General features: G+C 61.9%; 18 protein-coding genes. 8 read left to right on the forward strand and 10 right to left on the reverse strand.

All coding sequences use genetic code 11. From position 1 onward, the window contains the following. The first annotated feature begins 33 nt into the window (after positions 1-33). On the forward strand, positions 34-1,317 hold the full coding sequence (locus ACWKV4_RS06500; protein ID WP_483831264.1) for an arsenic transporter: 1,284 nt from the start codon (positions 34-36) through the stop codon (positions 1,315-1,317). 131 nt (positions 1,318-1,448) lie between these two features. Here the strand turns inward: ACWKV4_RS06500 and ACWKV4_RS06505 are convergent, their stop codons facing one another. Genes ACWKV4_RS06505 through ACWKV4_RS06535 form a run of 7 tightly spaced genes read right to left on the reverse strand, consistent with a single transcriptional unit; the run spans position 1,449 to position 8,069 of the window. Beyond that, complete coding sequence (locus tag ACWKV4_RS06505; protein ID WP_483831265.1) at positions 1,449-2,501, reverse strand: ABC transporter substrate-binding protein; 1,053 nt, start codon at positions 2,499-2,501, stop codon at positions 1,449-1,451. Next, on the reverse strand, positions 2,498-3,682 hold the full coding sequence (locus ACWKV4_RS06510; RefSeq protein ID WP_483831266.1) for an NAD(P)/FAD-dependent oxidoreductase: 1,185 nt from the start codon (positions 3,680-3,682) through the stop codon (positions 2,498-2,500). The genes ACWKV4_RS06505 and ACWKV4_RS06510 overlap by 4 nt, the downstream gene beginning before the upstream one ends. Then, a complete protein-coding gene (locus tag ACWKV4_RS06515) occupies positions 3,679-5,043 on the reverse strand; it encodes an FAD/NAD(P)-dependent oxidoreductase (protein WP_483831267.1) in 1,365 nt (454 codons plus the stop codon). The genes ACWKV4_RS06510 and ACWKV4_RS06515 overlap by 4 nt, the downstream gene beginning before the upstream one ends. Continuing rightward, positions 5,040-5,330 (reverse strand): (2Fe-2S)-binding protein, encoded by a 291-nt coding sequence (locus ACWKV4_RS06520; protein WP_483831268.1) that lies wholly within the window; start codon positions 5,328-5,330, stop codon positions 5,040-5,042. Before ACWKV4_RS06520 ends, ACWKV4_RS06515 begins: the two co-directional genes overlap by 4 nt. Positions 5,331-5,373: 43 nt before the next feature. After that, positions 5,374-6,168 (reverse strand): ABC transporter permease, encoded by a 795-nt coding sequence (locus ACWKV4_RS06525; RefSeq protein ID WP_483831269.1) that lies wholly within the window; start codon positions 6,166-6,168, stop codon positions 5,374-5,376. A gap of 3 nt (positions 6,169-6,171) precedes the next feature. Next, positions 6,172-7,044, reverse strand: a complete 873-nt coding sequence (locus tag ACWKV4_RS06530; protein ID WP_483831270.1) for an ABC transporter permease — start codon at positions 7,042-7,044, stop codon at positions 6,172-6,174. Then, positions 7,041-8,069: an ABC transporter ATP-binding protein gene (locus ACWKV4_RS06535; protein ID WP_483831271.1), complete on the reverse strand. Its 1,029-nt coding sequence runs from the start codon at positions 8,067-8,069 to the stop codon at positions 7,041-7,043. Before ACWKV4_RS06535 ends, ACWKV4_RS06530 begins: the two co-directional genes overlap by 4 nt. Positions 8,070-8,278: 209 nt before the next feature. Here ACWKV4_RS06535 and ACWKV4_RS06540 point away from each other — a divergent pair, with 209 nt between their 5' ends. Both ACWKV4_RS06540 and ACWKV4_RS06545 read left to right on the forward strand, forming a co-directional pair. Beyond that, positions 8,279-9,151, forward strand: a complete 873-nt coding sequence (locus ACWKV4_RS06540; protein WP_483831462.1) for an IclR family transcriptional regulator — start codon at positions 8,279-8,281, stop codon at positions 9,149-9,151. 114 nt (positions 9,152-9,265) lie between these two features. Beyond that, entirely contained in the window at positions 9,266-11,257 is a 1,992-nt protein-coding gene (locus ACWKV4_RS06545) for a hybrid sensor histidine kinase/response regulator (RefSeq protein ID WP_483831272.1), read from the forward strand. On the opposite strand, the gene ACWKV4_RS06550 is transcribed toward ACWKV4_RS06545, so the two are convergent. After that, positions 11,254-12,153 carry a LysR family transcriptional regulator gene (locus ACWKV4_RS06550; RefSeq protein WP_483831273.1) on the reverse strand — a complete coding sequence of 300 codons (900 nt, stop codon included), beginning with the start codon at positions 12,151-12,153 and terminating at the stop codon, positions 11,254-11,256. The genes ACWKV4_RS06545 and ACWKV4_RS06550 overlap by 4 nt on opposite strands. 129 nt (positions 12,154-12,282) lie before the next feature. On the opposite strand from ACWKV4_RS06550, the gene ACWKV4_RS06555 reads away from it, so the two are divergent. The 3 genes from ACWKV4_RS06555 to ACWKV4_RS06565 are packed head-to-tail and all read left to right on the forward strand — an operon-like array spanning position 12,283 to position 15,245. Beyond that, entirely contained in the window at positions 12,283-13,578 is a 1,296-nt protein-coding gene (locus tag ACWKV4_RS06555) for a CitMHS family transporter (protein ID WP_483831274.1), read from the forward strand. Then, positions 13,579-14,931, forward strand: coding sequence for an acyclic terpene utilization AtuA family protein (locus tag ACWKV4_RS06560; RefSeq protein ID WP_483831275.1), 1,353 nt, complete (start codon positions 13,579-13,581; stop codon positions 14,929-14,931). An 8-nt stretch (positions 14,932-14,939) separates the two neighbouring features. Then, positions 14,940-15,245 carry an AtuA-related protein gene (locus tag ACWKV4_RS06565; RefSeq protein ID WP_483831463.1) on the forward strand — a complete coding sequence of 102 codons (306 nt, stop codon included), beginning with the start codon at positions 14,940-14,942 and terminating at the stop codon, positions 15,243-15,245. 133 nt (positions 15,246-15,378) lie between these two features. On the opposite strand, the gene ACWKV4_RS06570 is transcribed toward ACWKV4_RS06565, so the two are convergent. Then, on the reverse strand, positions 15,379-16,875 hold the full coding sequence (locus tag ACWKV4_RS06570) for a putative bifunctional diguanylate cyclase/phosphodiesterase (protein ID WP_483831464.1): 1,497 nt from the start codon (positions 16,873-16,875) through the stop codon (positions 15,379-15,381). A 797-nt stretch (positions 16,876-17,672) separates the two neighbouring features. Next, on the reverse strand, positions 17,673-18,599 hold the full coding sequence (locus ACWKV4_RS06575) for a LysR family transcriptional regulator (RefSeq protein ID WP_483831276.1): 927 nt from the start codon (positions 18,597-18,599) through the stop codon (positions 17,673-17,675). A gap of 113 nt (positions 18,600-18,712) precedes the next feature. Between ACWKV4_RS06575 and ACWKV4_RS06580 the strand changes: the two genes are divergently transcribed. Together ACWKV4_RS06580 and ACWKV4_RS06585 are read left to right on the forward strand one after the other, a co-directional pair. Beyond that, positions 18,713-19,636 carry a DMT family transporter gene (locus tag ACWKV4_RS06580; RefSeq protein ID WP_483831277.1) on the forward strand — a complete coding sequence of 308 codons (924 nt, stop codon included), beginning with the start codon at positions 18,713-18,715 and terminating at the stop codon, positions 19,634-19,636. A gap of 224 nt (positions 19,637-19,860) precedes the next feature. Further along, positions 19,861-22,812 carry a calcium-binding protein gene (locus tag ACWKV4_RS06585; protein ID WP_483831278.1) on the forward strand — a complete coding sequence of 984 codons (2,952 nt, stop codon included), beginning with the start codon at positions 19,861-19,863 and terminating at the stop codon, positions 22,810-22,812. Positions 22,813-22,894: the final 82 nt, after the last annotated feature.

Raw genomic sequence — 22,894 nt, forward strand, 5'->3', positions numbered from 1 at the left:
GCGGTGTGGTACTCCCTTTTTCGAGTGTTTGAAATGCTAATTGCCGTATTGATTTTTATCGTCACCATCGTGCTGGTCATCTGGCAACCCAAGGGCTTGGGCGTGGGCTGGAGCGCAAGCCTTGGTGCCGCGCTGGCTTTGATCTCAGGTGTGGTGAGCGTTGGGGACATCCCTGTGGTGTGGCACATTGTGTGGAATGCCACCGCCACGTTTATCGCGGTCATTCTCATCAGTTTGTTGTTGGACGAGGCCGGTTTATTTGAATGGGCTGCACTGCACGTAGCCCGCTGGGGAGCGGGCAGTACTCACAAGCTATTCGCCTTTATCATCCTGTTGGGTGCCGCCGTATCGGCGCTGTTTGCCAACGATGGCGCGGCGCTGATTCTCACGCCAATCGTGATCGCGATGCTGCTGGCGCTGAAGTTTTCCCCCAGGGCTACGCTCGCATTCGTGATGGCAGCGGGCTTCATTGCCGATACTGCAAGCCTGCCGCTGGTGGTGTCTAATCTGGTAAACATCGTTTCCGCCGATTACTTCGCTATAGGCTTTACCGACTATGCCTCGGTCATGGCGCCAGTCAACGTTGCCAGCGTTGCGGCGACACTCCTTATGCTGCTGTGGTTCTTTCGTAAGGAACTGCCCGCAACCTATAACCTTGCTCAACTGCGTCACCCTTCAGAAGCAATCCGCGATCGGGCAACCTTCGTCACGGGCGGGTGGGTTTTGGTGCTTCTACTGATTGGTTTTTTCGTCATCGAACCCTTAGGCGTGCCAGTCAGCGTCATCGCTGCAACCTGTGCGCTCATCCTTTATGTGGTAGCGGCCCGTGGGCACGAAATCGATACAGGGAAAGTGTTAAAGGGCGCGCCTTGGCAAGTTGTTATCTTTTCTCTAGGCATGTATCTGGTCGTCTACGGGCTGAAGAATGCCGGCCTTACGAATCATATTTCGCAGGTTCTGAGCGCCTTTTCCGGGTATGGTATTTGGGGTGCATCGCTCGGTACTGGGCTGCTAACCGCGCTGTTGTCCTCGATCATGAATAACATGCCTACCGTGCTGATCGGGGCTTTGTCCATCCATGGCGCAGAGGTCGATGGCATGGTTCAACAAGCCATGATCTACGCCAACATCATCGGTTGTGATCTGGGGCCGAAAATCACCCCCATTGGCAGTTTGGCCACCTTGCTCTGGCTTCATGTCTTGGCCAAGAAGAACATCACCGTCACTTGGGGTTATTACTTCAAAACAGGCATTGTGCTCACGCTACCGATTCTGATCGTTACGCTCAGTGCATTGGCGCTGCGCTTGAGTGTTTAATCCAAGAGGCTTTTCGATGAAAGCCTCGTTCATGAAGTGGTCGGGTAAACCCACATGCCTTATAGGTACGTCAAAGCGCGGTGTTTTTCGGTCACGCGCTCAAGGCGCACTGGAGCCTGTCGGGCCCGGCCCTACCGCTCAATAGACCGGCTCCAACGCGCATTCCACGCCGGCCGCACTTCGTTAACCTTGTCCCAATCGATGGTAATGGCCGTTTCCAGGTACTTGTTCATGGCGTCTACCTGGCCACGGGTGCGCTCGGTGGTAGGGGTTTTGGGGTTGGAGGGGATTTGGTCACCCATTTCCAAGGCAGGGCCCTGGGCTTCGGGGGTCAGTAGGTATTCAGCCAGCTTCTGTGCCAATTCGGGTTGGTCGTTGTTGGCGATGGCGCATTCGGCCACATTGAGCACCACGGCGCCTTCCTTGGGCTGGGCGTATTCCACGGGCACGCCCTTGAGCTTGAGCGCGGTAACTTGGGTAGGGGTGAGGGGGAAAAGCGCGGCTTCGTCGGTTTGGACCATTTCCGAGATTTTTGCCGAACTGGCGATGTACTCCAGCACGTTGGGGCCCACCGTGTTCGGCCAGGCCTTGAAGCCGGGTTCGACATTGGTTTCGTCGCCGCCTTGCAGGCGGTTGAACATCAAGAAGCCGTGCAGCCCGAAGGTAGACGAGGCCAGGGACTGGAACACCAGTTTTTCCTTGTAGCGCTTATCTGCCATATCGGCCCAGGAGGTGGGGGCGCTCCAGCCGTTTTCCTTAAACAGCCGGGTATTGTAGGCCAGCCCTGTTACGCCCAGGCTTACGGCCGCGGCGTGGTCCTTGATCTTGGCCTGGGCGGGGAGGTCGGCCAGGGCAGCGTTGGGGGTGAGCTTGCTGCACAGCCCCATGGAGATCGCCCGGTACATGATGCCGTCGTCCAGGAACATCACATGCATCTGGGGGTTGTCCTTGCTGGCCTGGACCTTGGCGAGGATGTCCGAGGACGTGCCCGGTACGATCACCACCTTGACCTGGTTGGCCTTCTCGAACGCCGGCAGCACCTGGTCGGCGTACAGCCGCTCCATGGTGCCGCCGTTCATGCCCAAGTACAGCGTGGGCTCGGCGTGGGCGGCCAGGGGTGCTAGCAGGGCGGCCAGTGGCAGGCAGGAGAGGCGGGCAAGGGCAACGCGCTTGATAGGGGTCATGGGTTGGGCCTTTCTCTGAGCGATGGGGGAATGCCTTGACCGGCAAGGGGCAGGGCGGTAAGGGTAGGGGCGGGCTGGAAACGGCGGATGGAAAAGGCCTCCAGCGACAGGGCTGGCGCGCCAGCGCAGACGATTTGCGCCAGGGCTTCCCCGGCGGCAGGGCCGATCTGGAAACCGGAGCCGGCAAAGCCAAAGCCGTGCAATAGCCCAGGCTGAGTGGTGCTGGGGCCCAGTACCGGTTCGCGGTCGGGCAGGTAGCCTTCGGTGCCGGTCCAGGTGCGGATGGCCTGGGCGCCGGCCAAAGGCGGGTACAGTTCCACGGCGTTGCGCAGTATGTTCAGGATTGCGACCTGGCCCGGGCGGGCAGTGGTGCGGTCCAAGGGGAAGCCTTGGCCGCCGCCGAGTACGCAGTTACCCCGGGCCACTTGCCGAGCATAGATGCCGCCGCCTTCCACGCCGGTGCTCACGTCCATAAACATCGGCAGCGGCTCGGTCACCAGCATGGCCGGGTGGCCAGTGCGCAGGGGCACCGGCTCGCCAAAGTGTTCGGCCAGGCGGGCGGCCCAGGCCCCGGCGCAGTTAAGCAGCCAGGGGGCCCGTACCCGCAAACCGCTGCCCGTTAGCACCTCGAAGGCCTGGCCGTCGTGGTCGGTTTCGGTTACCTCGGCCTGTTCGAACACGTGCGCACCGGCCTTGCGCGCGGCCTGGGCGAAGGCCGGGGACACCAGCCGAGGGTTGGCGTGGCCGTCTTCGGCGCACAGTGAGGCGCCAATGGCAATGTCCCCGGCCCAGGCAAAGCGCGCCCGAAGTTGGGCGTGGTCGAGCAATTGCAGGTTCAGCCCAAAGCTGCGGGCGGCGGCTTCATAGGCCACCAGTGCGGCCATGTCCGCGTCGCCGCGGGCCAGCTTCAAATGGCCAGAGCGCTGGTATTCGCCCTGGGTACCGATAAGGTTGGGCAGGTCGCTCCACAGGGCGTGGGCGCGTTGGGACAGCGGCAATTGGGTCAATGGCCGGCCCTGGCGACGCACGCCGCCGTAGTTCACGCCGCTGGAGTGGGCGCCAAAGAAGTCTCGCTCCAGCAGCACTACGCGCTGCCCGCCGCGGGCGAGAAAGAGCGCGGCCGAAGCGCCAACGATACCACCGCCCACCACTATCGCGTCGGCCTTGATCGGCGTGCTCATCGGTCCATCTCCAGGCCAAACGGCAGAGGTTTGATGGGTGCTTGCCCGCGCAGCCTGCCAACGCTGGCTACGTCCCGGGCCGAGGCCTGGGCGATCAGCTCGGCAGCCGCCGCGCCACACATGCGGCCTTGACAGCGGCCCATGCCCACGCGGCACATGGCCTTTACCCGGTTGATCTCCCAATGCCCGTCGGCCACGGTGTGTCGAATCTCGCCCGCGCTGATGCTTTCACAGCGGCAGACTATCAACTCATCCGGCGCATCAGTGGCCCATGTTTCGGGGAAAGGGAAGGCGGTTTCCAAGCCATGGCGGAACCGCTCGATGCGCTGCAAGCGCTGCTGCAATTGGGCTTGGCGGGCGTCGTCTACCCGCAGGCCCAAGTCGCTGAGCAGGGCCAGGGCGGCGAGCTCGCCGGCCGCTTCGGCGGCGTCCGCGCCCATGATGCCCGCGCCATCACCGGCCAGGTACACCCCTTGTACGCTGCTGCGCCCAACAGGGTCGCGGGTGGGCAGCCACGCGCGGTTCAAGGGGCTCCAGGCGAACTGGCAGCCGAGTAGGTCGGCCAGTTGGGTTTCACTGCGCAAAGCATGGGCAAAGGCGACGGCGTCACAAGGCAGGCGGTGAAGCTGCCCACCTTGATGCCAATTGATGCCGGTCACCCGGCGCTCGCCTTCTATGGCGCTAAGCTGCGCGCCCTGGTGGACCGGCACCCCATGGGCGGTAAGCCACGCCCGGTAATACAGGCCCTTGCCCAAGGTACCCAACTGACCCAGCAAGGCGGGCAGTGCCCGTACCTGAGCGGAAAAGGGCGAGCTATCCAGCACCGCCAGCACCTGGGCACCGGCCTTGGCGTACTGATAAGCCACCAGGTACAACAAAGGGCCGCTACCGGCGAATACCACTCGCTCGCCGATGGCGCAGCCCTGGAATTTCAGCGCTACCTGCGCCGCCCCCAGGCTATAGGCACCGGGCAGTGTCCAGCCAGGCACGGGCAGCACGCGGTCGGTGGCCCCGGTGGCCACAATAAGGTGGCTATACGGCACGGTTTTAGCCAGGTTACCGGTCAGGGTATCCAGGCTGTTGTTTTCGGCGTTCCACACCAGGGTCTGGGGGCGGTAATCAAGCCGCCCGGCCAATTGATCGAAGGTGCGGTGCAGCTTGCTCGCCTTGCCCGCTTCAAAACCATACAGCGCCTTGGCCGAGCGCTTGAACGCCGCTGGCGGGCGGCGGTAGATCTGCCCGCCACCGCGCAGGCTTTCGTCCAGCAGGCATGGCGCCTGGCCATGGGCTAACAGGGTTTGGGCCGCGCGAATGCCCGCTGGCCCCGCGCCCACCACCACTACCTGAGCCGGGCCGGTCACAGTGTGCGCCCCGGTTCACGGGTTACGCAGTGCCCGGCTTCGAGCAAGGTGGCGCACGCACGCACTCGGTCACCGTTGCCTAGCTTTACCCAGCAATCCTGGCAGGCGCCCATCAGGCAAAAGCCCGCCCGTGGCTCGCCCGTGAAATCGCTGCCCCGCAGATGATCGGCCGTGGTCAGCACGGCGGTCAGCAAGGTGTCGCCCTGCAGGCCGCTCGCAGGCTGGCCATCGAGAGTGAAGGGCAGCACAGGCCGATCCTGTTCTACCAGCCGTTTGAGCAAGGCCATGGCGCGTTCTCCGTGGGCAGCAGTCGATAACACCTGAAGGCAGTCAGTGCCGGCCTACCAATACCCGGTCCAGGCCATACACCCGGTCCAGGATGATCATGGTGGCGGCGGTCAGCGCGATCACCAAGGTGGACACCGCCGCCATCATCGGGTCGATGGATTCGGTGGCGTACACGTACATGCGCACCGGCAGGGTTTGGGTGGCCGGTGACGTTACGAAGATCGACAGCGTGACTTCGTCAAAGCTGTTGATAAAAGCCAGCAACCAGCCACCGGCGACCCCCGGCAGGATCATCGGCAAGGTGATTTTGCGAAACAGGGTGAAGCGGCTGGCGCCCAGGGATTCGGCCGCCTGCTCGACGGTACGGTCGATGCCAATGGCCGCGGCGATCACCAGCCGTAGCACATAGGGGGTAATCACCACCACGTGGGCCAGCATCAGCCAGGCGAAGCTGCCATTGACGCCCATCAGCGCGAACAGGCGCAGCATTGCCACCCCCAGCACCAGGTGCGGGATGATGATCGGGGACAAAAACAGCCCGTTGAGCAACCCCCGGCCGGGGAACTGATAGCGGGTGATCGCAAGGCCTGCCGGTACGGCGATCAAGGTTGCCAGGGTGGCCGCCACCAGGGCCAGCAGCACGCTGTTGTAAAACGCCTGAATGAAATCGGCGCGTTCGAACACCGCGTTCATCCAGCGCAGGGAAAAACCGTTCCAGGGCAGGCTCAGGGTGTTCTCGGGGGTAAAGGCTACCAGGCATACCACCGCCAAGGGCGCCAGCATAAACACCACCACCAGGGCATGGAAACACAGGGCCAACGGGCCGTTCTTAGACATGGCTCAGGCTCCCAGGCTTTTTTTGTAGCGGCCTTCCACCAGGCGGTTCCAGGACAGCATCACCACCAGGTTAAGCAACAGCAGCGCCACCGCCAGGGTAGCGCCCATGGGCCAGTTCAACTCCGATAGGTATTGGTCATACACCACGGTGGCGACCATCTTCAGCCGCCGCCCGCCTAGCAGGCCGGGGATGGCAAAAGAGCTGGCCGACAGCCCAAATACGATCAAGGTGCCGGATAGCACACCGGGCATTACCTGGGGCAACACCACCAGGCGCATCACCTTGGCCTGGGTCGCGCCCAATGACAGCGCGGCCTGCTCGGCGGAGGCGTCGAGTTTTTGCAGGGAGGTCCACACCGGTATGATCATAAAAGGCAGCATCACGTGCACCAGTGCCAGGATCACCGCGAACGGGGTATAGAGCAGTTTCATCGGCCGCCCGCCCAGCAGTTGAATGCCGTGGTTGATCAAGCCTTCGGCGCCCAGCAACAGGCTCCAGCCGAAGGCCCGCACCACCACTGAAATCAACAGCGGGGTGAGGATTAAAATCAGGAAAATCGAGCGCCAAGGCGCGCCCATGCGGCTAAGGATGTACGCCTCCGGCACGCCAATCACCACGCAGAGCAGGGTGACCACGGCGCTGATCCACAGGGTGCGGAAGAAAATCTCGTAAAAGTAGGCGTCGGATAACAGCGTGGCGTAATGGGCGAAGGTCCAGGCATCGGCCTTGACCCCTACCTCGTAGTCGAACACGTTGAATGACAGCACCAGGGTCAACAGCAGCGGCACTACCAGCAGGCTGATAAACAGCGCCAATGCCGGGGCGGACAACAGGTAGCCGCGGCCGGTATCACGCAACACCCCAGCGCCGCTCATGGCCGCGCCTCGTCCACGCTCAGCACCCGCAGCAGGTCCGCAGGCCACTGTAGGCCCACAGCGGTGCCCTCGGTGTACGGGGCTTGACCGTCGTTGCGGCGTACCACCGTCAGCTCGCCCAAGGGTGTGCCCACCCGGTACAGCCACTGGCTGCCGAGGAAATAACGGGTGAGAATCTGGCCTTGCAAACAGCCTTCACCGGCGGGCAGCAGGTCGATTTTCTCCGGGCGCAGGCTGAGGCTAAGCGCCGCGTCCCCGGCCTGCGCGCGTACCTGGAGGGTGCCGGTCGCATCATGTTCGCCGGGCAGCAGGTTAGCTTTGCCCACGAAGCTTGAAATAAACCGCGTGCGCGGATGCTCGTAGAGCTTATAGGGTTCGTCGATCTGAGTAATGCGCCCAGCTTCCATCACCACCACCCGATCGCTGGTGGACAGCGCCTCGGCCTGGTCGTGGGTCACCATCAGGGTGGTAATGCCGACTTCCCGCTGAATACGGCGGATCTCGAACTGCATTTCCTCGCGCAGGTTCGCGTCCAGGTTCGACAGAGGTTCATCCAACAGCAACACCGGCGGCTCGATCACCAGGGCCCTGGCCAGGGCCACCCGTTGCCGCTGCCCACCGGAGAGCTCCCTGGGGTAGCGCTCGCCATGGGGGGTGAGGTGTACCAGTGCCAGCACGCGTTTGACCCGCTGTTCCAGGTCCGCCTGGGGCACTTTGCGCATCTTCAGGCCGAAGGCCACGTTATCGCGCACGCTCATATGGGGGAACAGCGCATAGGACTGGAACACCACCCCCAGCCCCCGGCTGGCGGGCTTGGCGTGAGTAATGTCGCGGCCGTTGAGCAGGATGCGCCCGAAGGTTACGTCCACGAAGCCTGCGATCATTTGCAAGGTGGTGGTTTTGCCGCAGCCGGAGGGGCCAAGCAAGGACACGAACTCGCCTTGTTCTACCGCAAGGTCAGTGGCGACCACCGCATCCACCGCGCCATAGCGCTTACCCAGTGCCTCGAGCTGAAGAAAAGCCATGGCTGCGTTCCACCGTATTAGAGCCCGCCGAAGCGCGCGTTTTGTTATGGGCAGATGCGATAAGAAAGGCTGCGTGATGCCATGGACGCTGGTGCTCGAACGGGGTCGGCTACCACTGTTATTCAAATCGCCCTATGGACGAATACTAGGCCCAAGCTTAGAGTGGCCTCAACGATCAATTTCACTGAATGAGTAATTTTTTGAAGTCTATTCATCCATTGGATAAAAACTTTGCCATAGCCAGCAAAGATTCCGCTGAGCGAAATACTCAAGCCACAGAGGTAGGCACGGGTGCGGTGTCTCGCGTATTCGCGCTGCTGCGTTGCCTGGGCCGCGGCCCCGATGGGGGCGCACGGGTTACCCAGTTGGCCCAGCAGATAGGGTTGTCGCAACCCACCACGCACCGTTTGCTGCGCAACCTGCTGGACGAGGGCATGGTAGAGCAGGATAGCCGCACCAAGCGCTATCGCCTGAGCCTGGAGTTCTTCGCGTTGGCCGCCTGCGCTGGGCAGTCCGGCAACCTGCGAGATATCGTGCGGCCTAGCCTGTTGCGGCTGTCGGCCTCCTTGGGCGATTCATTGTTCCTGCTCGCCCGCAGTGGCTTTGATGCGGTATGCCTGGACCGCAGCGAAGGCCCATACCCCATTCGCACCTTCACCGGGGACATCGGTGGCCGAGTGGCCTTGGGGGTAGGGCAAGGGAGCGTGGCCATCCTGGCCTTCTTGGCTGAAGAAGAGCGCGAGACGGTCATTCGTTACAACTTGCCACGGCTGCGCGACCTTCACCTCTACGATGAAGTGCTGCTGCGTTCGGAAGTAGAAAACGTGCGGCGCCTGGGCTATGCGGCGCGCAATACGGGCGTTCTGGCCGGTATGGCCGGCTTGGCGGTACCGATCCTGGACCGTGAAGGCCGCGCGGTAGCGGCTTTGAGCGTGGCCACCCTGAGCGACCGCCTTAACGCCGATCGCATGCCCACGGTGGTCGAACTGCTCAAGCGCGAGGCGGTGGCCATCAGCCAAAAGATCAACCCCTTTGACCCTATATTACGGCGCCCCTCCCAGGTGTTCGGGCAGAAGGAATAGCCCTTAATCAGAGATTTGGGCCTGTTAGTTCAGGAAGCGGCGCAGGTGCAATCGGGGGAACAAGGGCTATACAGGCGGGTCAGTTAACTATGGCAGCAAAAGCGACGGACCCGGATGAGCACGCTTACACCCGCGATAAACTACCAGGCGCTGTTCGACAAAGCGCCCGCGCCCTTGTTGGTCATCGCGACCGACGCCCCGCGGTTTACCATTCTGGATGTAAACGATGCCTACCTTGAGGCCACCCTGCAAACCCGCGAACAGTTGGTAGGGCTGGCACTGTTCGAGGCGATGCCGGATAACCCCCAAGACACAAGCGCCAACGGCGTGGCCAACCTCCAGGCCTCTATCGAGCGGGCCATCGCCAGTAGGCAGCCGGACCACATGCCGGTGCAAAAATACGACATTGCCCGGCCCGGCGCAGGCTTCGAAGAACGCTGGTGGGACCCCATCAATACCCCCGTATTGAGCGCCACTGGGGAAGTGAGCGCGGTCATTCACTACGTGACCGACGCCACTGAGCGTGTACGAGCAGATAAGGCGTTGCGCCAGCTCAACGACAACCTTGAAGGCCAGGTAGCCAGCCGTACCGCCGAGCGCGACCGTATCTGGCAGCTATCGGCCAACCTGATGCTAGTGGCCCGTATGGATGGCACCATCCTCAATGCCAACCCGGCTTGGGAACGTATCCTGGGCCGCGCCCCTAGCACGTTGACAGGCCGTAATACCGCGGAATTCAAGCACCCTGATGAGCTAGAAGCCAGCACCGCCGAGTTGGCGCGCTTGCAAGCTGGCGATTACCACTCGGTGGATTTCGAGGACCGCTACCGCCATAGGGACGGCGCTTGGCGCTGGATTTCCTGGACCATCGAACCTGAAGGCGACCTGTTGTATTGCAATGGCCGGGATGTGACGGCCGAGAAAGAACACGCCGAGGTGCTGCGGTCAGCCCAGGAAGCCTTGCGGCAATCCCAAAAGATGGAAGCGGTAGGGCAATTGACCGGCGGGCTAGCTCACGACTTCAACAACCTGCTCGGTGGGGTGTCCGGCAGCCTGGAACTGATTCAGGCGCGCATGCGCGAAGGCCGCCTGCGGGATGTAGAGAAGTACACCGCGGCGGCCTTGGGCGCGACTCGCCGGGCCGCCGCCTTGACCCATCGGCTGCTGGCGTTCTCTCGGCGTCAGGTGCTGGCGCCACGGGCGACTGATGTCAACGGTTTGGTCGGCGGCATGGTCGAGTTGATCCAGCGCACCGTAGGCCCTGGCATCAGCCTTGAGGTGCGTGGTCAGGCTAACGCCTGGCCTGCGCTGATCGACCCGTCGCAGCTGGAAAACGCCTTGCTTAACCTGTGTATCAATGCGCGGGATGCGATGCCTGAGGGTGGGCGTATCTTGATAGAAACGGCCAATACCGACTTGGACGGGGCTGCGGCCAGCACCTATGACGTGCCAGCAGGCCAATACTTAGCCGTGAAGGTCACTGATTCCGGGGTCGGTATGGCCCCTGAAGTGGTTGCTCGCGCCTTCGAGCCGTTTTTCACCACCAAACCCATAGGGCAGGGCACGGGCTTGGGCCTGTCCATGATCTACGGTTTCGCCCAGCAGTCCCGGGGGCAGGTGCGTATTGAGTCTGCGCCCGGCCGGGGAACCACGGTCGCCCTGTACCTGCCTCGCCATCCAGGCGAGGTGCAGGTTGAGGCGCAGCACGCTCAGGCTAATGAACTGCCCCGTTTTGGCCAGGGGCAAACCGTGCTGGTGGTGGACGACGAACCTACGGTACGCATGCTGTTGATCGACATTCTCGGCGACCTTGGGCTTAACGCCCTGGAAGCCGGCGACAGTGTGGCTGGCCTGCACATCCTACGGTCAAATGTGCGTATCGACCTGCTGGTCACTGATATCGGCTTGCCAGGTGGCATGGATGGACCACAGATGGTGGACGCGGCTCGGGCGGTACGCCCAGACTTGGACGTGCTATTTATCACCGGCTACAGCGAAGACGCCATACAGGGCACCGGCCGCTTGCCGGCCAATGGCGTAGTGGTGACCAAGCCCTTTGCGCTCGACCAGATGGCCGAACGCATCCGCCAGATGGTATGCCCTTAGTGATCTGCTGTCGGCGCCGTGAACGCGCTGACCAACCGTTGCACCATGGCGTTGGCGGCAGGGCTGGGGCGGGTTTCGACACGGGTGATCAACCCCAGGCCCCGATTCAAATCGGGCTCATCGAGCCTCAGAGCTACCAAGGCTTCATGGCCTTGCACCGCGGACTCCGGCAACAGGCTGATGCCTAGGCCCTGCATAACCAAGGCGATGACCGTCGACATGTAATTGGCCTCGCAGCGCCGATTCAGGGTAAGGCCTTGGGCTTCGAATAGCCGTTCCACTTGCATGCGCACGCTGCTATCGCGCCCGGTCAGAATCATCGGCTGCTGGTCAAGGTCGGCCAAGGTCAGGCGACGGCCATCGTTCAAGGGGTGGGTCGGCGGCAGTAGCAGGCATAAACGGTCCATCAGCAGCGGTTGGAAATTCAGGCCGCTGGCGGCATGAGTGCGTACGCCAAAGCCAAAATCCACCTCCGCCGCTCGCACCAGGTCTTCGATCTGCCCAGCGACCACGTCCCGCAGGCGCAGCTCCACGCCTGGATGAGCGTCGCTGAAGGCCTTGAGAATCGGCGGCAATACCCCTGAACACAATGACGGCAGCGCGGCGATTTCCACCACGCCGCGTTTGAGCGCGGTCAGGTCCTGGTTCTGCTCCACCAGGTTGTCCAGGTCCATCAACAGTTTTTCCATCGGCCCCAGGTTTTGCCGCCCAGCGTTGGTCAGGGCCACATGGCGTGGGCTGCGGTCCAGCAGGTGAACCCCCAGCCAGCTTTCCAATTGCCTTACCTGCACGGTCAGGGCCGAAGCAGAGAGGTTCAGCCGGGCGGCGGCTTTGCCGAAGTGACCGGCGCGGGCCACGGTAACGAAGGCGCGGATGCATTGGATCGAATTCTTCATTTTGTTTTTTCGAACGTGAGAGCAGATGTATTTCAATTTACAACACGTTCGCAACCTTTGAATACTGGCCTTACAACAACAACTCGCTGCCTGACCCCAGAGGTACGGATAGCCCCACGGAGAGCTGCCATGCTCGCGATCGTCGGTGTGACCACCATTGTTTGTCTATTGGTGGCTGTGATGAGCAAGCGCCTGTCACCCTTGGTTGCCTTGATCGCGCTGCCGATCCTGGCGGCACTGATCGCAGGCTTTGGCCTGCAGACCAGCACCTTTATCATTACCGGCATCAAGAACGTCGCCCCCGTGGTGGGGATGTTTGTCTTCGCCATTTTGTTCTTTGGCGTGATGACCGACGCCGGCATGCTCGACCCCATTATCGACCGAATCCTCATGGCCGTGGGCACCCGCCCCACACGCATCGTGTTCGGCACCGCGCTACTGGCCTTGCTGGTTCACTTGGATGGCTCCGGCGCGGTAACCTTCCTGGTGACCGTCCCGGCCATGCTGCCGCTCTATACCCGCTTAGGGATGGATAAACGCATTCTGGCGTGCGTGGCGGCCATGGCGGCGGGGGTTAACTTCCTGCCCTGGACCGGCCCGGTGCTGCGGTCCTCCGCGGCCCTGCATGTGCCAGTCAATGAGCTGTTCCAGCCATTGATTGTGGTGCAGTTGGTGGGGCTGGCGTTCGTGTTCGCGTGCGCCTGGGGCCTGGGCCTGCGTGAAGAACGCCGCCTGGGCCTGGGCCCGAATTCGCAAACCACCGAGGCGGTGCCTCAGCGCCTCCTTACCCCCGAAGAAAAGGCCCTGCGCCGGCCCAGGCTGTTCGTGGTAAACCTGCTACTGACCTTGGCGGTGATGACCGTGATGATCGCCGGCTGGGTGGACCCCGTGGTGATGTTTATGGTGGGTACGGTGGCCGCGCTCTGCCTGAACTACCCCAACGTGGACGCTCAGCGCGGGCGCATCGATGCCCATGCCAAAACCGCCTTGACCATGGCCAGCATCCTTCTGGCCGCTGGGGTGTTCACAGGCATCATGCAAGGCACCGGCATGCTCAAGGCCATGGCTGAAGTGGCCGTGGCCGGCATTCCGCCAGGCCATGGCACGTTGATCCCGGCCGTGGTGGGCTTTTTGTCCATGCCCCTTAGCCTGTTGTTCGACCCAGACTCCTATTATTTCGGGGTGATGCCGGTGATCGCGGAAGTGGGCCGGTCCCTGGGTGTAGACCCCTTGCAGGTGGCCCAGGCCTCGTTGCTGGGCGTGCATACCACCGGCTTCCCCGTGAGCCCGCTGACTCCGGCCACCTTCCTGTTGGTGGGCTTGTGCAAGGTTGAACTGGCCGACCACCAGCGCTTTACCATCCCGTTCCTGTTCGCAGCCTCCGTGCTGATGACCTTGACCGCCCTGTTGCTGGGAGTGATTTGAATGAAAACCCTACGAATTGGCTGCGGGGCAGGTTACTCGGGCGACCGGATCGAGCCTGCGGTGGAGTTGGCGGAAAAAGGCCAGCTTGATTACTTGGTGTTCGAGTGCCTGGCCGAGCGCACCATCGCCCTGGCTCAGTTGGAACGCCTGAGCAACCCCAGCGGCGGCTACGATCCGCTATTGCTCGAACGGATGCGCCGGGTATTGCCGGCAGTGGCGCAGTCAGCCAAGGGCGGGCGCCGCTTGCGGGTGATTACCAATATGGGCGCGGCCAACCCCCAGGCGGCGGCCAAAGCCGTGGCCGAGCTTGCCAGTAGCCTCGGGCTGACTGGCCTGAAGGTCTGCGCCCTGAGCGGCGATGATGTGCTCCACACCCTGCGCCAGCAGCCGCACGCGCTGCTCGATAACGGCTTGCAACTGGCCGAGTTGGGCGAGCGGCTGGTCTCGGCCAACGCGTACCTGGGCGCCGAAGGCATCGTTCAGGCCTTACAGAACGGCGCGGATGTAATCATCACCGGGCGGGTGGCAGACCCTTCGCTGTTTCTCGCGCCACAGCTGTTCGAGTTCGGCTGGGCCAGCGATGACTGGCCGCGCCTGGGGCAGGGCACGCTGATCGGGCATTTGCTCGAATGCGCAGGCCAAGTCACCGGCGGCTATTTCGCCGACCCTGGTCGCAAGGACGTACCGGACCTGGCCCGCCTGGGTTTCCCCCTCGCGGAAATCGAGGCTAGCGGTCAGGCGACCCTGAGCAAGGTACAGGGCAGCGGTGGGCGCCTGGACACCGCCACCTGTACCGAACAGTTGCTCTACGAAGTCCATGACCCGGCCCGCTACCTCACCCCGGATGTGACCGCGGACTTTTCTGCGGTGAACTTCGTACCTGCGGGAGAGAACCGGGTTACCGCCCAGGGCGCCAGTGGCAACGCCCGCCCGGAGTGCCTGAAAGTGTCAGTGGGCTACCTCGATGGCTGGATCGGCGAGGGCCAAATGTCCTACGGTGGGCCCAATGCCGTAGCACGGGCGCGCTTGGCCGGGGAGATTGTACTGGAGCGCTTGCGCCTGACCGGCGTGGCTACCCAGGAGGTGCGGGTAGACCTGATCGGGATGAACGCCTTGTACGAGGAGGTGCTGGCCTCGACGCAGGTACCTGCCGAAGTGCGCCTGCGAGTCACCGCCCGCTGCCCCGACCGGGCCACGGCAGCGCTGATCGGTAATGAGGTGGAAACCCTGTACACCAATGGCCCGGCCGGGGGCGGCGGGGCAAGCAAAGCCCTGCGCCAAGTGGTGGCGGTGGCCTCGTTGCTGATGCCCCGTGCAGCTATTGCCCTTCAACTGCAGGAGCACCTTTCATGAGCAGCCCGATGATCCTGGCCGACCTGGCCCACGCCCGCACCGGTGATAAAGGCGATACTTCCAACATTTGCGTGATTGCCTACCGTGCCGAAGACTACCCCCTGCTGGTAGAACGCCTTACCGCCCGGGCGGTAGCCGAGCACTTCACCCTCTCGTTAGGGCCCGGCGCGGCGGTGCAACGCTATGAACTGCCCCACCTGCATGCCCTTAACTTCGTGCTGCCGGGCATGCTCAAAGGTGGCGTAACCCGCTCCCTGGCTCTGGATGCCCACGGCAAAAGCCTGGGCGCGGCCTTGTTGGCGCTAACGTTATAGGCGAGTACACCCCTTAGCCTCGCAAGTAGGTACGCACGTAAGCGCCTGCGCCGCGCCGATCAGGCGCGGGTAAACACAGGGCACGTAAACCAACGTAGACACAAACCTTTACACGTCAGCGTTCAGTACGGGTTTAGCCGGCGGCGTCGCCTACCCCGAAGGCCTGCGCCCGCAATCGCCCCGGCTGCTGCTGGCCCTGCACCACCGCCATGACTTGGGCCATGGGCAGGGGGCGGCCGAACAGATACCCCTGGGCGAAATCACAGTCATGCTCGGCCAGCCATTCGGCCAGGCGCTCATGCTCTACGCCTTCCGCGGTGATTTGCATGCGCAGGCTTTTGCCCAAGGCAAGAATGGCGCGGACCATCTCGTTTTGGTTGTCTAGGGAGGAGTCCAGGAAGGAGCGGTCGATCTTGATCTTATCGATGGCCAGTTGAGTGAGGTGATACAGCCCCGAGTAACCGGTGCCGAAGTCGTCCAGGGCCACGGTCACGCCTATGGCCCGCAGCCGCTCCAGGTTGTGCCGCGCATTGGCCATGTTCGCCACCAAGGTATTCTCCGTGACCTCCACCTCGATGCGGTTCAAGGGGAAACCACCTTCCTGGGCCAGGCGCTCCAACCATTGAGGCAGGTCCAGGCTTTCGATCATCGAGGCGCTCATGTTCACCGCCAAGGTCAGCGCGCCAGGCCATTGGGCGGCCTGCACGAAGGCCTGGCGCAGCAGCGTTTCGGTCAGCGGCTTGATCAGCCCCAGCTGTTCGGCCACGGCCACGAACTCCACCGGCAGCACGATGCCGCGCTCCGGGTGGGCCCAGCGCGCCAGCACTTCGAAGCCCACCAACTGTTGCTCCGGCAGGCTGACGATGGGCTGGTAGAAGGGTTGGATCTGCCCTTGCTCGATGGCGTGGCGCAGCTTGTCTTCGAACTGGGCTTGCTCACGCTGCTCGCGCTCGAAGCTGGCTTCGTAGAAATGAAACACCGCCCGGCCCACATTCTTGCCCCGGTACATGGCGCTGTCAGCCCGTTGCAGCAGGGTTTCGGCCACAACACCATCCATGGGCGCGACGGCGACCCCTAGCGTAGCGCTGAGGCTGACCAGTGGCGCGCCTGGCACTGGCGCGGCGATGCTGGCCAACACCACCTCGGCCAGGGTTGCCAGGTCGGCACGGGTGAACTGCCCGCTCACCGCCAGGGCGAACTCGTCGCCGCCTAGGCGTGCGAGGGAGGGCTGCCAGCCGCTGGTGGCCTCACGCAAACGGTCGGCCACGGTGCAGATGGCCAGGTCCCCGGCGGCATGGCCAAGGGTATCGTTGACCTGCTTGAACCTGTCCAGGTCGATCAAAAACACCGCCGTAGCCTGCCCGGCCTGGTTCAGGCGGGCGGCCAGCTGCTCATGGAACACACGGCGGTTAAGCAGCCCGGAGAGCGGGTCATGGCGGGCCAAGGCTTCGCTTTGCGCCTGGGAGGCCATCAGGTTGCGGTAGCTGAATTGCAACCGCTGCAACAGCCGACGCACCAGTAGGAAGGGCGCCACCATCGAGAGCATGGCAAAGGTGGTGGACGTTAACACAAAGCGCCACCGTTCGGAGGTTTCGAAGTCTCCATCGTAGGGCAGGCCAACGGCGCCCATGGCCAGCGCTTCGAGTTTAAACTCCCAGGCCAAGGACAGTAAAAACATAGTGAACAGGTAAAACGCCAAGAGCGCGTATAGGTTGTTTCGAACCCTTTGGGAGCTTCGCGTAGACGGCATGAGTTTGCTCGAGAGGGCTGATGAGGGGCTTATTGGGTTATCGGTCAATGCGCGCCTGGCTTGACGGGCGCGCTGACAAAAAGGTTTCAGCCTTCACACAGCTATTGTCAGGCCGGGCCGTGCTGAGTTTCAACGCGGCATCACCGAGCCCCGATATTCCGTAATTGGAACCAAGGGGTTGAATCGCTTGACCCGACTCAATTGAAAAAAGGATGAGCCCTTTTAGCCGGTTGCCGCATGTCGCGAAGGGCACCCTCGGGGCGGTAGCTGCCCGTAACGCCAGCCCCTTTCGATCCAAAATGGACGCTCGTCGAGTGGCAACGAGCACCCGATCCCAGAGAGATGCATTTTACGCTCTGCTTGAACCTGCCCAGACGCTGTGGATTTCGTAAATCAAGCTCGATGGTTTCCCCGGTAAATCATCGAGCACGCCACGCTGGTGCATTCCAATCTTTTCCAACACCCTGATGGATGCCGTGTGGTCGAACAGCTCTTCCAAGCAGATGTGCTTTTCCAAGTGATCCCCCGCGCAGAGGGAAAGCCTGCGGGCACGCGGCCAGCAAAGAAGGGGAAAGGCAGCGTGAGAGGTCTAACGGGCCCAGGATGGAACAAGACATTGCATCAGTCGACCTGCAGAACGCTCGACCGCCTATGTCATCGTCAATTTCAGTATTTGGTTAAGATCGCCCCACACGCTCAAATCGTTCCGCCAAATAATCAATCATCAACCTTACCTTCAGCGGCAGATGCCGTTTCGGTGGGTAAAGTAGCCATATAGGCCCTAGGTAGGCGCCTGCGTCCAACTCCCAGTTCGTAAGCACCGGTACCACCCGGCCTTGCTTTATAGCCGTCTCGGCAGCGAAGTCTGGCAGGCTGGCAATGCCTAGCCCAGCCTCGGCCGCAGCCAGACGCGCCCCGGCGTGGTTGGCAATGTAGCGACCGCGCACCGTTATCGTTTCGCTGTCATCGCCTCGAAGCAGGCGCCAGCGGTTGTCGTTGGCCTGTTCACCCAAGTACAAACACTGATGGTGGGCTAATTCGCTTGGAGCGCAAGGCGTGCCATGGGCTGCCAAATAGGCCGGCGAGGCGCACAGCAGCCAACGCACGCTGCCCAGGATGCGCCCAGCGAGCCCAAGGGGAGGATTGTGGGTAAGGCGAATCACCAAGTCGAGGTTGTCCACCAGGGGATCGGTGGGGTGGTCGTTATACACCAGTTGAACGTCCACCTCGGGGTAGCGCTGAAGAAACTCGACGATCAATGGATGCAGCACGGTTTTGGCGAAGGCCGTTGGCGCGCTGAGGTTCACCCGGCCACGTGGCTCGGCAACTGCCACCCCGGCAGCATCTACCGCATGGCCGGCGGCATTGAGCATATCGCGGCAATGCCGGTACACCTCGGCGCCCGCTTCAGTGAGACGAATGCTCCGGGTTGAACGCTCGAACAGTCGTGCGCCTAGCCGCTGCTCAAGGCGTTTCATTTGCCGGCTCACGGTGGACGGCAGGGCGCCCAGTTGGCGAGCGGCAACGGAGAAATTACCGCCTTCCACCACCCGCACCAGAACAGCCATATCAGGTAGCGATTCAAAAAGCTCGGTTGAGTCCATGGCCGGGTCTTCCTCTTTTATGCGCCGTGAGCATAAATGATGTGCCGTCACTGTGCATTATCGGGCTGGATACTTTCTCCCACACTGCAAGCCTTCATGCACAGGAGTTGGCCATGAGTACGCAGGGTAAATCAGTGGGTGTGAGTGATGTGATGCTGGTGGCAGTTGCGGTGGTATGGGGCACCAGCTACGGGGTGGTCAAGGCGGCACTGCTGTTTTACCCGGTGCTCGGGCTGCTGGCGTTACGCTTTGGGCTCACCTTTGTTCTGCTAAGCCCCAGCCTGGGGCATCTGCGAAGGCTGACCCGCGCCCAGGTTTGGGGCTTGGTCGGCACGGGCGGGTTGCTGCTCTGTGTTTTTCTTTGCGAAACGTTTGGCGTTTTATATACCTCGGCGAGCAATGCTGCGTTTTTGATCAGCCTTACCGTGATGCTTACACCGCTCGTAGAGTGGGCAGCGCTCAAGCGTCGCCCCGCGGCGCGGGAGGTCTGCGCAGTAGTCCTTTGCCTCATCGGTGCCGGGTTATTAGCCGCAGGCCAGCCCTCGGGGTTTGGCCTGGGGGAGGCGTTGGTAGTGTTGGCTGCGGCGTTCAGGGCAGCGCAGGTCTGCTGGCTTAAACATTTGGGTCGTACCATGGCGCTTCCGGCGCTGACCGTAACAGCCGTGCAAGCGGGTACAGTCGCGCTTGGCAGCGCTGCGCTGTTGCTGCTAGCACCACCGTCACCATCCGGGCTGGACGCGCCCGTCGATGCGCTTGGCGGCTGGGGATACATTGCTTACTTGGTACTGGCGTGTACGTTATTTGCCTTCTTCGCGCAGAACTATGCACTTAAGCGCAGCGACCCCACCCGTGTGGCGCTTTTGATGGGGAGCGAACCTTTGTTCGGCGCCTTGTTTGCAGTGTATTGGCTTGGCGAAGTGGTCACCTTCAAAGCTTGGTTGGGCGGGGGGTTGATCGTTACAGCATGCTTGCTGTCCACGGTCCGCTGGCAGGGCAGCAAACAGTGCGTTGATCTACCGGCTTCGGCAGGCCAATGACCGAATGGGGCCTGTTGCGGGCCCTGTATTGCGCCGCCTGTGTCATCACAGATAAGGCCGAAAGGGCATAGCCCATGCCCTATCGTGACCATTGCCAGGATAGGGGGCTCGGTCAAGTACGGGCTCAAGTCAGAACGGTATTTACTGGAAACTGTCTGATCCGCTGAATCTATTAGGCTCCAGTTCGTCGTCGGTGCCTGTCTCTTGCCTGACGAGGACTACTCATGAGCATCCAGAAGGACGCTGCAGCCGCTATACAAGGCGACATTGCTGTCAAAAGCCGTGGTTTTTATACTGCCTACGAAGGTACTAACGCTGGTGATGACCTGACCATCCGGGGCAGATCCGCGCTCTACCTGCAGGCAGGCGCAGGGTCGGATACCTTGGTCGCGAGCAGCAGTTTCGACGTGTTAGTCGGCGGCGCCGGCGTGGACACCTTGACCGGTGGCGCCAGTCGGGACAACTTTGTGTTTACCGCCCTCAGCGACAGCTATGGCAATGCCCAGGGATCGCATTCAGACCTGATCACCGACTGGGCCGCCACGGACCGCCTGGACCTGACCGCGCTGGGATTGGAGCTTGATGAGCTGACCGTCAGCTACGACACTGCAAGCGACATCACCTTTGTGCGCGCCACAGAACCCAACAGCGACGGCGACTATTTCGAAGTCCGCCTGCAGGGGAAGCTAAGCCAACCCCTCACCGAGGACAATTTCATCCTGCGGGTGGATGCGACCTCCGAGGATTACAAATCTGATGATCGACCCTCTGAGGGCTCGTACGTCATCAATGGCGGTCCAGGCAATGACGAACTGTCTGACGGCGGTGACCAGGACAGCACCAATACTTTTTATGGCGGCGGGGGCGCCGATACGATTTATCTTGCTGCCCACTGGGACGACGGCGCTCAGAACACCTTCCTCTACAAAGCGGTGTCCGATAGTTTCGTCAACGACAAAACCGGAGCGGCGCGGGTCGACCATATCTGGTCCGTCCTCAGCGGCCGTGACGTCATAGACGTGTCCGCTCTAGGCTTTACCAGGCTGGGCGATGGCTACAATGGCACACTCAAGTTCAGCTATGACCAGCTCCATGGCTATTACGTGGCCGAGTCTGAGGAAGCCGATGCCCAAGGCAACCGCTTCCTGATGCATTTCTACCTGGACGGTTGGTACCGGGACGGTTATCCGGCCACTGAAGTGGACAAGGGCCTGTTCTACTTCGCAGGCAACACCCCAACGGCTGCACAGTACAACACAGTCACCGGCTCGGACGGAGGGGGCGACGAACTCCTTGCAGGCAGCGAAGGAGCGCGTCTGATTGGCTATGACGATGGCGATGATCTTTACGGCGGTGCCGGTGCCGACACCTTTGTATATCTGGACCGCCATGACAGCACAGAGGGCAAACGCGCAGCCTTCATAAACCCACTGGATCCCGACGTGCAAGAAGACACGGTCTTCAATTTCGACGTTAGTAAAGACCTCCTGGATGTATCCGCTGCTGGCTTCACCGGCTTTGGCAGCGGCAATCACGACACGCTGAAAGTCATCTATGACCCCGCGAACAACCTTACGCTGCTGCGTAATTATGAGCTGCAACGGGACGGTAGCCGCTTCGAACTGGCGCTCGACGGGAACCTGGCCACTAGCCTCACCAACGCCAACCTGATTACCGCGATGACCAACCCGCAGATTACCCCGCAGGCAGGCCCTCGCGGCCAAGCCTACTGGGAAGGCACCGCGGCTGCCGACACCATAACCGCCAGCAACACCGGTTCCAATTATCTGTATGGCGATGCAGGCAACGATGTATTGCACGGCGGTGCCGGGCGGGACGTCCTGGAAGGCGGCACTGGCGTAGACACCCTCACCGGCGGCGGCCAGGCTGACACCTACCTGTTCAAATCGGTGTACGACAGCTATGGGATCAATGGGGTGTCCCATTCCGACCTGATCACTGACTGGAACACCTCCTCGCGCCTGGACCTGACGGCTTTGGGCCTTCAGCGGGTGGGTGATGGCTATAACGGTGACCTGGCGGTGAGCTATGACGCAGGCAGGCACCTGACCTACGTCCGCTCCATGGAAGCCAGCTACGATGGCTATTACTTCGAGGTGCGCATCAAAGGTGATGTGAGTGCCAGCCTGGGCACCGGCAACTTCGTGCTCGGCGGAGTAGGCACTGAGAACAGTGACACGCTTGATTACCATGCTTCCACCACGCCCTACGTGCTTGATGGCAGGGGCGGCGCCGATGCGCTGTACGGCAGCAAGGCCGCGGGCAATGTGCTGATTGGCGGCGCAGGCGCTGACCAACTGCATGGCGTCAGCGGCGAGGATACCTACCGGTACGGCAACCCAACCGACAGCTTCATCAATGACAGGGATGGCAACAACAGTCGCGCCGTCGACCTGATCACCCACTTCGCCTACGGCAAAGGCGACCTGATCGACGTCTCGGCCCTGGGGTTCACCGGGTTGGGGGATGGCTACAATAACACCCTCCATTACAGGTACGACGCCGCCGTAGGCCATGTAGTGGTGCAATCCTACGAATCTGACTTTTACGACGGTCGCTTCGTGTTGAACCTGGACTATGCGGGGCGCCTCGCGTCCGCCGTAGGCAGCGATGCGGATCAGTTTATCTTTGCCCAGGGGCCTGCCACAGGCAGCCTCTACAACACCCTAACGGGCAGCCAGGCGTATGACGTGCTCTACAACCCTGGTGAAAACACCGTCCTGGTGGGAAGCGGCGGCGCCGACCGGCTGATTGGCAGCACGGCCAAGGACAGCTTCTGCTTCGAAAACAGCAACGATACCTACCGGGGCCAAGCAGACCTGATCAGCCATTTTGAGCTGAGCAAGGACACGCTGGACGTAGCCGCGCTGGGCTATACGGGCCTGGGGGATGGCAAGGAGGGCACCCTCAAGGTGATCTACAGCGAAGGCTCGGACCGTACCTATGTACGCAGCCTGGAAGCCGATGCTCAAGGCCACACCTTTGAACTGGCCCTCGAAGGGGACCTTACTGGCCTGGCACACCGTAACTTCGTGTTCGCGCCCAGCACGCAGCACGCGACGGTGGCCAGCGATTCGGCAACTCTCGAAAACGCGCCCGCGGACGTAGCCCTCGTTGGTGTCACACCGCTGAGTGAGCATGAACTGGCGGCGTGATCGCTATCGCGTGCAAACAGTGCTGCGTTTTACACCCTGATATGCTCGCTGTTGTGTGGCGAGCACGTCAGGGCATGAAATG

This window comes from Pseudomonas artemisiae, assembly GCF_057128685.1.